13 protein-coding genes are annotated in these 12,321 nt (G+C 72.6%); 3 read left to right on the top strand and 10 right to left on the bottom strand.

Features of this window, described 5'->3' with window-relative positions; all coding sequences use genetic code 11:
- Positions 1 to 27: 27 nt before the first annotated feature.
- From P2T37_RS06040 to P2T37_RS06025, 4 genes are read right to left on the bottom strand one after another with little or no spacing between them, the layout of a single operon-like run.
- On the bottom strand, positions 28 to 1,173 hold the full coding sequence (locus tag P2T37_RS06040; protein WP_276235898.1) for a nicotinate phosphoribosyltransferase: 1,146 nt from the start codon (positions 1,171 to 1,173) through the stop codon (positions 28 to 30).
- 30 nt (positions 1,174 to 1,203) lie between these two features.
- The gene (locus P2T37_RS06035) at positions 1,204 to 2,496 is read right to left on the bottom strand and encodes an Hvo_1808 family surface protein (protein ID WP_276235897.1); all 1,293 of its coding nucleotides are present in this window, start codon (positions 2,494 to 2,496) and stop codon (positions 1,204 to 1,206) included.
- On the bottom strand, positions 2,493 to 3,836 hold the full coding sequence (locus P2T37_RS06030; protein WP_276235896.1) for an Hvo_1808 family surface protein: 1,344 nt from the start codon (positions 3,834 to 3,836) through the stop codon (positions 2,493 to 2,495). The genes P2T37_RS06035 and P2T37_RS06030 overlap by 4 nt, the downstream gene beginning before the upstream one ends.
- Positions 3,836 to 5,314, bottom strand: a complete 1,479-nt coding sequence (locus tag P2T37_RS06025; RefSeq protein WP_276235895.1) for an Hvo_1808 family surface protein — start codon at positions 5,312 to 5,314, stop codon at positions 3,836 to 3,838. The genes P2T37_RS06030 and P2T37_RS06025 overlap by 1 nt, the downstream gene beginning before the upstream one ends.
- A gap of 89 nt (positions 5,315 to 5,403) precedes the next feature.
- Here P2T37_RS06025 and P2T37_RS06020 point away from each other — a divergent pair, with 89 nt between their 5' ends.
- Entirely contained in the window at positions 5,404 to 5,991 is a 588-nt protein-coding gene (locus tag P2T37_RS06020; RefSeq protein ID WP_276235894.1) for a cysteine hydrolase family protein, read from the top strand.
- Positions 5,988 to 6,476 carry a GNAT family N-acetyltransferase gene (locus P2T37_RS06015; protein ID WP_276235893.1) on the top strand — a complete coding sequence of 163 codons (489 nt, stop codon included), beginning with the start codon at positions 5,988 to 5,990 and terminating at the stop codon, positions 6,474 to 6,476. The genes P2T37_RS06020 and P2T37_RS06015 overlap by 4 nt, the downstream gene beginning before the upstream one ends.
- 6 nt (positions 6,477 to 6,482) lie before the next feature.
- Here the strand turns inward: P2T37_RS06015 and P2T37_RS06010 are convergent, their stop codons facing one another.
- From P2T37_RS06010 to P2T37_RS05990, 5 genes are read right to left on the bottom strand one after another with little or no spacing between them, the layout of a single operon-like run.
- Complete coding sequence (locus tag P2T37_RS06010) at positions 6,483 to 6,914, bottom strand: hypothetical protein (protein ID WP_276235892.1); 432 nt, start codon at positions 6,912 to 6,914, stop codon at positions 6,483 to 6,485.
- 55 nt (positions 6,915 to 6,969) lie between these two features.
- Entirely contained in the window at positions 6,970 to 7,452 is a 483-nt protein-coding gene (locus P2T37_RS06005; RefSeq protein WP_276235891.1) for a PaaI family thioesterase, read from the bottom strand.
- A gap of 31 nt (positions 7,453 to 7,483) precedes the next feature.
- Complete coding sequence (locus P2T37_RS06000) at positions 7,484 to 7,888, bottom strand: CBS domain-containing protein (RefSeq protein ID WP_276235890.1); 405 nt, start codon at positions 7,886 to 7,888, stop codon at positions 7,484 to 7,486.
- A gap of 43 nt (positions 7,889 to 7,931) precedes the next feature.
- Positions 7,932 to 9,362, bottom strand: a complete 1,431-nt coding sequence (locus tag P2T37_RS05995) for an HD domain-containing protein (protein WP_276235889.1) — start codon at positions 9,360 to 9,362, stop codon at positions 7,932 to 7,934.
- A 40-nt stretch (positions 9,363 to 9,402) separates the two neighbouring features.
- Positions 9,403 to 10,317: an oxidoreductase gene (locus P2T37_RS05990; RefSeq protein ID WP_276235888.1), complete on the bottom strand. Its 915-nt coding sequence runs from the start codon at positions 10,315 to 10,317 to the stop codon at positions 9,403 to 9,405.
- Between the two features lie 190 nt (positions 10,318 to 10,507).
- Between P2T37_RS05990 and serA the strand changes: the two genes are divergently transcribed.
- Positions 10,508 to 12,109: a phosphoglycerate dehydrogenase gene (gene serA / locus P2T37_RS05985; RefSeq protein WP_276235887.1), complete on the top strand. Its 1,602-nt coding sequence runs from the start codon at positions 10,508 to 10,510 to the stop codon at positions 12,107 to 12,109.
- A gap of 9 nt (positions 12,110 to 12,118) precedes the next feature.
- On the opposite strand, the gene P2T37_RS05980 is transcribed toward serA, so the two are convergent.
- On the bottom strand, positions 12,119 to 12,316 hold the full coding sequence (locus P2T37_RS05980; RefSeq protein ID WP_276235886.1) for a hypothetical protein: 198 nt from the start codon (positions 12,314 to 12,316) through the stop codon (positions 12,119 to 12,121).
- Positions 12,317 to 12,321: the final 5 nt, after the last annotated feature.

Raw genomic sequence — 12,321 nt, 5'->3', positions numbered from 1 at the left:
CTCATACTCGCGAGCCGTCGGCTCGCGCTACTCCTCGTCCCCGAACCCCACGCGCTCGGCGTCCGAGGCACACCGCTTCGCCGCCTCGTCGACGGAGAAGTCGCGCACGATCTCGCCGTCCTCCACGAGCGGGCGGAGGAGGGGCCGGCCGTCCGTCGGGCCGGGCTCGTCGGCCGGGCGGACGACGTGGTCCTCGCCCGAGCGGTACACCTGCTTCGCGCCCGAGAGCTTCCCGCGCTTGGCGGCGCTCTCGCCGTCGCGCTCCACGATGTCGAGCGCGAAGTCCACCGGCTCCGCGTTCGAGATGGCCGAGCCGACGCCGAACCCCTCCACGTCGTCGCGGAGTTCGCGCACGTCGTCGGCCCCGATGCCGCCCGAGACGAACACGCCCACGTCCTCGTGGCCGGCGTCGTCCAGCGCCCACCGCACCTCGCGGACGATGTGGCGGAAGTCGCCCCGCCGCGAGCCGGTCGTGTCGAGGCGCACGGAGTGGAGGTCCTCGACGGCCGCGGCCGCCCGGAGCGCCTCGTCCACCTCGTCGGAGTAGGTGTCCGTGAGCGCGATACGGGGCACGTCTTCGGGGCTGTGGTCGTCGAACGCGCGCCACGCGGCCTCCTGCTCGCCGCGCCCGAAGCAGATGACGAGCGCGTGTGGCATCGTGCCGCTCGGCTCCCGGCCGAGCACCTCGCCCGCGGCGACGTGCGAGAAGCCGTCCACGCCGCCGACGAGCGCCGCGCGTTCGAGCGCCGCGGCCGTCGAGGGGTGGACGTGGCGCGCGCCGAAGGAGAGGACGGACACGTCGTCGCCGGCCGCGGAGACGACCCGGCGCGCGCCGGTCGCCCAGCCGCTCGCCGAGGAGAGAAAGCCCAGAAGCGACGTTTCGAGCTCCGCGAACGCCAGATACGACCCCTCGATACGCATGACGGGGCCGCCGTCGAACAGCTGTCCCGCGCCGAGCGCGTGGACGGTCACGTCCCGGCCCTCGAAGAGGTGGGCGGCGTCCTTCACGCCCGCGAACGTCTCGAAGGAGCCGTCGGGGAACTGGTCGGCCGTCACCTCGCAGACGACGTGGGGGTCGCGGCCCGCGCCCTCCAGCGCGTCGCGGGTCCGCTCGAAGTAGGCGTCCGTCGCCCGACCGTCGCGGATGGCCTCGGGCGAGACGATGTCGAACATACCGACGACTGGGTGCGGCCGTCGAAAAAGCTACCCGTGTATCCCGTCGAGGTCGGCGACCGTCGGGCCGTTGACTATCGTCACGGTGTCGCCATCGTGGACCACGCGGAACGCGTCGGCGAACCCGCCCGAGTCGATGCGGTACGTCCCCGCCGCGACGCGCTCGGCCCCGTAGCCGCGCAGAACGCTCCGGTAGGCGTCCGCGAACTCGCGGGCGTCGGCCTCCGTGTCGAAGGCGACGCGCCAGACGTAGCCGCCCGCCCCGCCGTCGGTGTAGGGGACGACGGTGTCGCCGGCCCATCCGGCCGAGGCGGGGTCGGCGTAGTCGTACGGGTCCGCGCCGTCCGTCGCGCCGCCGGACCACAGCATCGCGTAGATGGTGGCCTCGCCGAGGGTGTCCCCGACGCGCTCGCGGTCGAAGCGGTCCCACTCGCCGTCGGAGCGGTCCCGCACCCGGACCTCGACGGGCGCGTCGTCCGGGTAGCGCTCGGGGTGAATCACCTGCTCCGTCGATTCGGGGAAGCGGTCGTAGGCGTCGTTCACGGCGTCCCAGCCGCCGCGCTCGCGCAGGGACTCGACGAACGCCGGCCCCTCGGCGTAGGGCGCGTACACGGCGAGGAAGACGCCGAAGTCGAAGTCCGCGGCGCCGCCCCCGCCGCTCTCGGGCGGGGCCAGACAGTCCCACTCCGACGCACACCGCTCATCGTACAGCGCCTCCACGAGGTTCGCGTCGCCCTCCGTGAGCCCCCGCACGGCGAGGCCGGCGTCGCGGGTCGCCCCGCCGCCGAAGGAGAGCTGTCGGTCCTGTATCGCGTGGACGAGTTCGTGCGCCAGCGTCCGGGTGTCTACCGTCGGCGTCTCGGTGTCGGAGACGAGGACTATCTCGTCGCGCGACGGCGAGTAGTAGCCCGCGACCGACGAGCCGTAGACGGCGTCGAACGCCTCGTCGACGGTGCGGTCCTCCCCGACGAGCAGCGGGGCCTCCCACACCTGCTCGCGCCACGCGGCCTCGGCCGGTTCGAGGGTCGCGTCGCTCCGGTTCGCGCGGTACTGCTCGCGGGTGACGACACGCACCGGGACGCGTTCCGTGAACTCCACGTCGCGTATCACCTCGACGCGGGCCATCGTCCGGGCGACGACGGCCTCCCGCTCCGACCCGTTCAGCCCGTCCGCCGTCGTGACGTTCAGTTCGGAGTCGTACCAGTAGCCGTTCTCGTACCCTACCCGGTCGTCGTCGGGCGCGCCCCCGGCCCCGAGCAGGCCGGCACAGCCGGCGGTCACGACGAGCAGGAGGCAGACGAGGGCGGGGAGCGCGCGGCTCACGCGGCCACCCCCTCGCGGGCGTGGACCGCCGAGAGGTCGCCGAGCGCGGGCGCGTTCACTATCGTCACCGCGTCGCCGTCGCGGGTGACGCGGAAGGCGTCGGCGAACGGCCCGGACTCGACGACGAACACGTCACCCGTCGGCGCGCGGGCGTTCAGCCGCAGGCGGAGCAGGCGCTCGTACCCCGCGGCGAACTCGGCGGCCTCGCTCGCGTTCGCGAAGCGGAGCCGCCACACGTAGCCGTCGGCGTCGCCGTTCCGATAGGCCCGGAAGCGGTCGGCGACCAGCCCGTCGGTGTAGCGGTCCCGGTAGTCGGTGGCGACGGCGTCGTCGCCGCGCGCGACGAGGTTGTGCCGCCAGAACGTCGCGTGGACGGTCGCGCGCCCGAGCGAGTCCGCGCCCCCGTACCGCTCCCACGTGCGCGTCGAGCGGTCGGCTATCGCGACTTCGGGAGAGGCGGCCGGGTACGCCGCCGGGTCGAGCAGTTCGCGGGTCGCGGTCGGCGGGTCGGCGTAGGCGTCGTTCACGGCGTCCCAGCCGCCGCGCTCGCGGAGCGCACCGACGAACTCCGGGCCGAGGACGTACGGCGCGCGGAAGACGAGGTAGACGCCGGGGTGGGCGACGACCGCGTCCACGTCGAGGTCCCCGCGCGGCGGGAGCGGGAGGCAGTCCCACTCCGAGCCACAGCGCGCGGCGTAGGCCCGCTGGACGGCGACGGCCTCCCCCTCCGTGAGGCCGCGCCCGGCGAGGCGGCCGTCGAGGGTCGCGCGCCGGGACACGTCCCACCCGCGGGCGTCCTGCAGGGCGTGGACGAGTTCGTGGGCGAGCGTCCGGGTGTTCACCTCGCCGACGAGGACGAGGCGGTTCTCGCCCGGCAGGTAGTAGCCGGCGACCGCGCCCCCGAACAGGTCCGAGACGACCGCTTCGCTCGCGGCGTCCTCCCCGACGAGCAGCGCCGCCTCCCAGCGCGCGTCGGCGGCGCGGTCCTCGCGGGGCGTGAACGAGAGGTTCCGGGCGCGGTACTCCTCGCGCGTCAGGGTCTCGACGGTGAGGTTCCCGTCGAACTCCGCGCCGCGGATGCGTTCGACGCGCGCGGTCGTGCGGGCGACGACGGCGGCGAGTTCGGTGTCGTTCAGCCCGTCCTCGGGGGTGACCGACAGCGTCGCGTTCGCGGCGTAGCCGTCCTCGTAGCCGATGCGGTCGGGGTCGGGCGACGGGCTCGGGGTGCCGGTGTAGCCGACGCTACAGCCGGCGAGCAGGAGACAGACCAAAAGAACGAACGGCGCGAGTCGTCGGCCGCGGGACCTCGCGGGGCCGCCGGTCGCGCCGTCGGGGGCCATCAGCCGCTGTACACGTCGTCGAGGTCGTCGGTCGTCGGCGCGTTCACGATGGTGACGGTGTCGCCCTCCACGACGAGGCGGAAGGCGTCGGCGTAGGGGCCGCTCTCGGCGACGTAGACCCCGTCGGCGCGCTCGCTCGCGCCCCAGTGCGAGAGCAGCTGTCGGTAGCCGCTCGCGAACTCCTCGGCCTCGGCCGGGGAGTCCCAGACGGTGCGCCACACGTAGGCCCCCTCGCCGTCCTTCCGGTAGACGTGCATCCGGTCGCCGTCCCAGCCGTCGGTGTAGGCGATGTCGTACTCGAACGGGTCGCTCTGGTTCACCTGGCCGTCCTCGAGGTTGAGGAACTCGTTCGGCTCGATGACGCCGCCCTGCCGGTAGTCGTCGTACAGGGTGTAGGCGAACATCGCGGTCATCGCGGACTGGCCGAGGACGGCGTAGTCGTCACGCTCGGGGGGCCGGACCCGCTCCCAGCCGTTCGTCTGGGTGTCGGTCAACTGCACCTCGGTCGGGCTGTCGCGGTTCACGGCGTACAGCGGCGGCTCCATCACCTGCTCGGTGGACTCGGGGAGCCGGTCGTACATCTCGTCGATGCGGTCCCAGCCGCCGCGCTCCTGGTAGTACGCGACGAAGCCGGGGCCCGCGGCGTACGGGAAGAAGTTCATGATGTAGATGCCGAGGTGGAGGTCGCCGCCGCCCCCGCCGCCGCCGGACTGGGGCGGGGCGAGACACTCCCACCCCTCGCCGCAGTTCGCCATGTAGCGGTCCTGCACGAGGTTCGCCTCGCCCTCGATGAGGCCGTTCTGGGCGTTGCTCTCCTCGCGGGTCGAGGCCCGAATCGACGTGAGGTCGAAGTACTGGTCCTGTATCGCGTGGGTGAGCTCGTGCGACAGCGTCCCCTCGCCCGGCAGGTCCGGGGTGTCGCCGGGGTAGATGACGACGATCTCGTCGCGCGACGGCGAGAAGTAGCCCGCCACCGACGAGCCGCGGTTCGAACTCTGGACGGCCAGCGAGTCGCGGTCCTCGCCGACGAGGAACAGCGCCTCGAACTTCGCGTTGTCGAACGCGCGGAACGCGTCCGAGTAGTCCGCGCTCCCGCCCGCGGCGGAGCTGTTGCGGAACTCCTCGCGCGAGACGAGGTTCACGGGCACGTCCTCTTCGAACTCCAGTTCGCGCACGGTCTCGACGCGGGCCATCGCGCGGGCGACGACGGCCTCTATCTCCGTCTCGTTCAGCCCGTCGGAGCGGTCGAGCGTGAGGCTCTCGTTGGCCCACCGGCCGTTCTCCCACCCGAGCACGTCGGTCTCGGGGTCCGGCGGGGCGGCGGCCGCCTCGGTGGCGGTCGGCGTCGCGGTGTCCGTGTCGGTCGGCGTCGCGGAGGGCGTCGCCGTCTCCGTCGCGGTCGGGGTGCCGGTGAACCCGGCGCTACACCCCGCCAACACGACGAGGAGGGCGAGCAGCACGGCCTGTCGTGGTCGCATACTACCCTGCTAGAACGCAACACGCAAAAACCGCCCGTGTCGCTCCGCGTCGGCGGGCGGCTTTTGCCCGGCGCGGCCCACCCGCCGGTATGGCCGACACCGAGTTCGCGTTCGACTCCGAATCGACGGCCGTCGTCGTCGTGGACATGCAGAACGGCTTCTGTCACCCCGACGGGTCGCTGTACGCGCCCGGCAGCGAGGCCGCCCTCGCCCCGTGTGCCGACCTCGTCGCCCGCGCCGCGGATGCCGGCGCGCGCGTCGTGTTCACCCGCGACGTCCACCCGCCCGGACAGTTCGACGGCAACCGCTACTACGACGAGTTCGAGCGATGGGGCGAACACGTCGTCGAAGGGTCGTGGGACGCCGAACTCCACGGCGACCTCCCCGCGGAGCGCGCGGACCTCGTGGTGGAGAAGCACACGTACGACGCCTTCCACGAGACGCAACTGGACGGCTGGCTCTCCGCGCGCGGCGTGACGGACCTCCTGTTCTGTGGCACGCTCGCCAACGTCTGCGTGCTCCACACCGCCGGGAGCGCCGGCCTGCGCGACTACCGACCGGTGCTCGTCGAGGACGCGGTCGGCGCCATCGAGGACGACCACAAGGCGTACGCGCTGGACCACGCCGAGTGGCTGTTCGGCGAGCGCGCGACGCTCGCGGACGTGACCTTCGCGTGAGCCGGGAGTCCCCAGAGGGCGCGGACGGGCCGCGCCTCCGGCGTGCGACGGACGCCGACTCGGACGCGCTCGTCGCGCTCCACCGCTCGGCCATCCGGGCCGCCGGCTCCGACCCCGACGACGTGCCCGGCAACGAGGACCTCCGGGACATCGAGCGCGCGTTTCACGGCGCCGGCGGGGAGCTACTCGTCGTCGAGGACGGGAACGACCCGGTGGCGATGGGCGGTTTCAAGCCGCGCGACGGCGACACCGTCGAGGTGGTCCGGATGGCCGTCGCGGACGGCGCGCGCGGCGAGGGGTACGGCTCGCGCGTCCTCGCGGAGCTGGAGCGGCGCGCGCGGGAGGCCGGCTACGAGGGCGTCGTCCTGGAGACGACGGCCCGACAGGAGCGCGCGATGGCGTTCTACCCGCGGCGCGGCTACGAGGAGACGGGTCGCCGGACGGTCGGGGAGTACGAGGTCGTGGCGTTCGGGAAGCCGCTGTAGTCGCCGTCAGCGCACGGGCGTCACGTCGCGCCAGTTCCGCACGGCCCAGTAGCCGAGACCGGTCGAGACCATGGCCGCCGACAGCAGGTAGACGAACAGGTGGGTGGCGACGACGGACTCGGGCGCGGCGAGGGCGTGGATGACGCCCTCGGTGCCGAGACCCAGGAGGACGAAGCCGGCGACGCCGGCCACGGCGGCCCGCGCGAGGACGATGACGCCGTCCGTGCCGGGGCCGTCGCCGCCGATGAGCGCCGCGACGAAGACGGCCGCCCCCGCGAGGACGTACACCGGGAGGCGGCCGGTGACGCCCGGCGCGCCCTCCGCGAGCGCGACGACGCCGACGAACGCCGCGGTGAGCGCGGCGGTGCAGGCGACGACGGCGGGCACCGTCCGCGTGGGCAGGTCCGTGTCGAGCAGGCGTGACGTTCGCGCGGCCATCGACCGTGTGGTTCGCGCGCGTCGGCAAAAACCCCAGTCGGACGCGCGTCGGACGCTACGACCGGAACAGCCGGTACGCGCCCGTCCCGACGGCCACCGGCTCGACCTCGCCGTCCGGGGTTCTGCTCTCCAACAGCACCTCGCTCACGCCGACGGTGTTGCCCGCGCGGACCACCTCGGCCGTCGCCGTGAGGTCGCCCGTCGCCTGTTCGAGGTAGTTCACGTTGAGGTTGATGGTGGCCATCCCGTCCTCCACCACGTCGTCGAGGTGGCCGCGCAGCGCCATCCCGCCCGTGACGTCGATGAGCGTGGAGGCGACACCGCCCTGTATCGGGTGGCGGACGCCCTCCTCCGAGCCGGTCCACGGGACGTTCGTCAGCTTCGACTGGTACGGGATGGACATGACGGCCCGGCCGTAGGCGAGTTCGTCCACCTCGACGCCGAGCCACGAGAGGAACTCGTGTTGCGTGTCGATGTAGTGCTGGAGCGCGTCGCCGGCGCCGTCGGGCAGTTCGCGTCCGTCGTCGGGGTCGCTCATACCCGGGCGACGCGACCCGGGCGCTTGTACCCTACGCCGTGGCCTCGCGTTCGAGGCCGGCGACGTACGCCGCGAGGTCCGTCGTCGTGAGGATGCCGATGAGCCCCTCGTCGTCGTCCACGACCGGGAGGTGGTGGAAGCCGCCGTCGAGCATCGCGTCCGCGGCCTCCGTCACCGAGGCCTGTGCCGTCGTCGTCGTGGGGTTCTCGGTCATGTACGCCGAGACGGGCGTGCGGTCCTTCGGCTTCTGGTTCGCGACGATGCGGACGAAGTCGGTGGAGGTGAGGATGCCCCGGAGGGCGTTGTCGTCGTCCACGACGAGGACGGAGCCGACCCCGGAGTCGAGCATGAGCTGCGCGGCGTCCTCGACGAGCGTGTCGGGCGAGACGGTCAGCAGGTCGGTGGACATGAGGCGAGCGACGAAGATATCTTCCATGTTCTTTGGGTACACTCACCACCCAATAAAGCCGGCGGCTCCGTCAGTTCCCGTCGCCCGCCCCCGCACCGCCGTGTTCGGCGCTGAAACGCTCGTTCAGCGCGTCCACCGCGGCGTCGGTGTACCCCTCCGGCACGTAGACGAACGGGATGGCGCGCTCGAACTCGCGGCCCCCGTAGAGGCCGTGCTCGGCCACCGACTGCGTCCGGCCGTTGTGCGCCAGCGGGATGTCGCGAAGCTCCGCGGGCTCGTACTCCGGCACGTACGACCGCTCTATCCACACCTCGTGCTCGGGGAGACCGAACCGCTCCGCGAGCAGGCGTTCGAGCCGGGTGTCGTTGCCGACGAGCCACCGCGAGTACGCGCCCTGCTCGGCGGCGTCGGCGGCGATGACGTCGCCGTAGCCGAGCCGGTGTTTCCAGCACGACTCCGCGAAGTCGCGCGACCGGAAGCGCCGGTAGAGGTCGCGGAACGCCTCGCTCGGCGGGTCGGCGGCCGCCTCGCGGAACCGCTCGAACAGCCAGTAGTCGTCGATTCCCTCGTCGAGGACGGCGTCGGCGGTGACGAGCGGCGCGGCGCGGGCGCGCTCCAGTTCGTCCAGCAGCCGCTGGAGCAGGACGTTCGCGTACACCGACTTGTGGTGTTGGGTCACCCACTGGTACAGCGAGACGCGGCCTTCGAGGTAGTTCCCGACGGCCGACAGCGCCTGTTCGGACAGCGCCAGCCCCGCGTCGGGGTGGGCGGTGTAGGCGGCTATCATCCGCCCGGTGTCCACGTTGAGCACGTCCGCGCCGGTCATGTGGTCGTCGCGGACCATGTAGTCCAGCCGGTCCACGTCCACGGGCGAGTGAAGCACCTCCGGGCCGACGCCGTACTGCCACGACGCGCCGGCCTCGTAGGCCAGGCTCCACCCGAGCACGTAGCCGCACACCTCCGCGGGGTCCACGCCAAGCCCCTCCAGGGCGTCCCCGAACGTCGCCAGCGCGGTGACACAGGAGAGCAGTTCGTGGGGGTTCGCGCGGGCGACGGGCTTGGGCCAGCCGCCCACCGTCGGCGCGTCCACGGCCTCGAAGCGGTCCACCAGCCCCAGCGCGTCGAGCCGGCGTCTGAGCGCCGCGCCGTCGAGGTGGCGCTCGCCCAGGTGCGACAGCGGCGGGTGGCCGATGTCGTGGAGCAGACACGCACACGCGAGGGTGCGCTCTATCTCGTCGAGTTCCCCCGCGCTCGCGCCGTCGGTGAAGTACGGCTGGTCGCGGAGGCTCTCGAAGACGCGGCTCCCGAGGTGGTAGACGCCGAGCGAGTGCTCGAAGCGCGTGTGGGTCGCCCCCGGATAGACGAGGTGGGTGCCGGAGAGCTGTCGGACGTGCCGGAGCCGCTGGAACGCCGGCGTGTCCACGAGCGCCTCGACCAGCGGCTCGTCCAGTTCGATGTAGCCGTGGACGGGGTCCTTGATGCGGCGGGTACTCGTGGTCATTCTCTCACCTACCGGCGCCCGCCCGGCTGAACGTTTCGGTTCAGGCCGTCGCCTCGGGCTCGGGCAGGTCGAACGCCACGCCGGTCGCCTCCTCGGAGTACTCCCACAGCCGCCGGGCGGCGTCGCGGTCGCGCGACCGCGCCGACGAGCGCTGCTTCTCGGGCGCGCCGCGCATGTCGAACAGCCCGCCGGGGCCGATGTAGTCGCCGCCCTCGGCCTCGGGCGCGGTGGCCGCGTACAGCGTCGGGAGCGCGCCGTCCGCGGCCGACTGCGCCACCACGGCGTTGGCGGCCCGCATCACCAGTTCCATCGCGCCGTTCGTCGCCGCGCCCGACTGGAGCTCCGTCGCCGCCCACCCCGGGTGACAGGCGAGGCTCTCCACGTCGGAGCCGGCGGCGTCGAGCCGCCGGTCGAGTTCGTACGCGAACAGCAGGTTCGATAGCTTCGACTGCCCGTACGCCTCCCACCGGGCGTAGTCGCGCTCGCCGTGGAGGTCGTCGAAGTCCATCTCGCCGCCCTCGTGGGCGCGCGAGGAGACGGTGACGACCCGGTCCGTCACGCGGTCGAGCAGCAGGCCGGTGAGCGCGAAGTGGCCGAGGTGGTTCACGCCGAACTGCGTCTCGAAGCCGTCGGCCGTCTCCGAGCGCGGTATCGCCATCACGCCGGCGTTGTTGACGAGCACGTCTATCTCCCCCTCTACCCCCTCGGCGAACGCGCGCACCGAGTCGAGGTCCGCGAGGTCGAGTTCGCGCACGTCGAGGTCCGCGCCCGGCACCGTCCGGCGCACGTCGTCCGCGGCGTCCTCGCCGCGCGCGACGGAGCGACAGGCCATCACGACGTACGCGCCCGCGCGGGCGAGTTCGCGGGTCGCCTCCAGCCCGATACCGCTGTTCGCGCCCGTGACGACGACGCGCCGGCCGCTCTGGTCGGGGATGTCCGATGTGTTCCAGCTCATACTCCTCGCAGGTGCGCGATGGTGATAACGCCTCGCCGGGTGTCCGCCGGACGGGGCGGCTCGCGCACGACCGTGCGGTCGTCACGTTCGCGTATCCCGAGGCCCTGCGCTCCCGCCGGTCGCTTGCGCCTCGGACGCCATACGTGCCGGGGCGGAAAGCGTTAACCACGGGCCGCTCCCCGGCCCAGATATGAAGGTACTCGTCACGGACCCCATCGCCGAGGCCGGGCTCGACCGGCTCCGCGAGGCCGGTCACGAGGTCGTCACGGGCTACGAACTGGAGGGCGACGCGCTGTTCGACGCCGTCGCCGACGCCGGGGCGCTGGTCGTCCGCTCGGGGACGGACGTGTCCCGGGAGCTGTTCGAGGCGGCCGAGGACCTCGTCATCGTCGGCCGGGCCGGCATCGGCGTGGACAACATCGACATCGACGCCGCGACGGACCACGGCGTCGTCGTCGCCAACGCCCCGGAGGGGAACGTCCGCGCCGCCGCCGAACACACGGTCGCGATGGCCTTCGCCGCCGCGCGCTCCATCCCGCAGGCGCACGCCCGCCTCAAGGACGGCGAGTGGGCGAAGGGCGACTACCTCGGCACCGAACTCAACGGGACGACGCTCGGCATCGTCGGGCTGGGCCGCGTCGGCCAGGAGGTCGCGAAGCGGCTCGGCTCGCTCGGGATGGACCTCGTCGCGTACGACCCCTACATCTCCGAGGAGCGCGCCGACCAGCTCGGCGCGGAGCTCGCGGACCTCGACGAGGTGCTCTCGCGGGCGACGTTCCTCACCATCCACACGCCGCTGACGCCGGAGACGGAGAACCTCATCGGCGAGGCCGAACTCGCCGAGCTGGAGGACGGCTACGTCATCAACTGCGCGCGCGGCGGCATCGTGGACGAGGCGGCGCTCGCGGCGGCCGTCGAGGACGGCGTCCTCGCGGGCGCGGCGCTCGACACGTTCGCCGAGGAGCCGCTCGACCCCGACTCCCCGCTGCTCGACGTGGACGAGGTCGTCGTCACGCCCCACCTCGGGGCCTCGACCGGCGCGGCACAGGAACACGTCGCCACCTCCATCGCCGACCAGGTCCTCGCGGCGTTCGCCGGCGAGCCGGTGATGAACGCGCTCAACGCCCCGTCGATGGACGAGTCGGCGTTCCCCCGCGTCGAGCCGTACATCGACATCGCCGAGACGGCGGGCAAGATCGCCGTCCAGCTCCTCGACGGGCGCATCGAGGGCGTCGAGGTCACCTACGAGGGCGACATCGCCGACGAGGACATCGACCTCGTCACGGCGAGCGCGCTGAAGGGCGTCTTCGAGCCGCTGGAGTGGCAGGTCAACAGCGTCAACGCGCCGCGCATCGCGGAGGACCGCGGCATCGAGGTGTCGGAGACGAAGCGCCGCCAGTCCGACGACTTCCAGAGCCTCGTCACCGTCACCGTCGTCGGGAGTGAGGACTCGGTCTCCGTCTGCGGCACCCTCTTCGCCGGCGACGACCCGCGCATCGTCCGCGTGGACGGCTACCGGGTGGACGCCATCCCCGGCGGGAAGATGGTCGTCGCGCGCAACACCGACGAACCGGGCGTCATCGGCCTCATCGGCTCCGTGATGGGCGACGCCGGCATCAACATCGCGGGGATGTACAACGCCCGCGAGACCATCGGCGGCGAGGCGCTCACGGTGTACAACGTGGACGAGGAGGTGCCCGAGGACGCCCGCGCGAAACTGCTCGCGGACGACCGCGTCATCGACATCACCTACATCGAGCTGAACGGCATCGGCAACAGCCGCAGCCGCTAGCCGTCGCAATCAATCGCTCTCGCCCGTCCGCTCGCGCGCCTCGCGCCCCCCGTCTGCGGCCGCGCCGGCTTCGTCGGCCGTCGCCGCCTCCGTTCTCCCCGCCTCCGACGCCGCGAGCAGTTCCAGCGCGGCCTCGATGTCCGCCCGGACGCGCTGCTCGTCGGTCACGTCGAGGGCGTTCTCCAGCAGGCGGCGAACCGCGTCCATGCAGG

Source organism: Halosegnis marinus, from assembly GCF_029338355.1.
GTDB lineage: Archaea > Halobacteriota > Halobacteria > Halobacteriales > Haloarculaceae > Halosegnis > Halosegnis marinus.
Note: the sequence above shows the minus strand (reverse complement) of the source record. Positions and strands in the feature narration are given on the sequence as shown.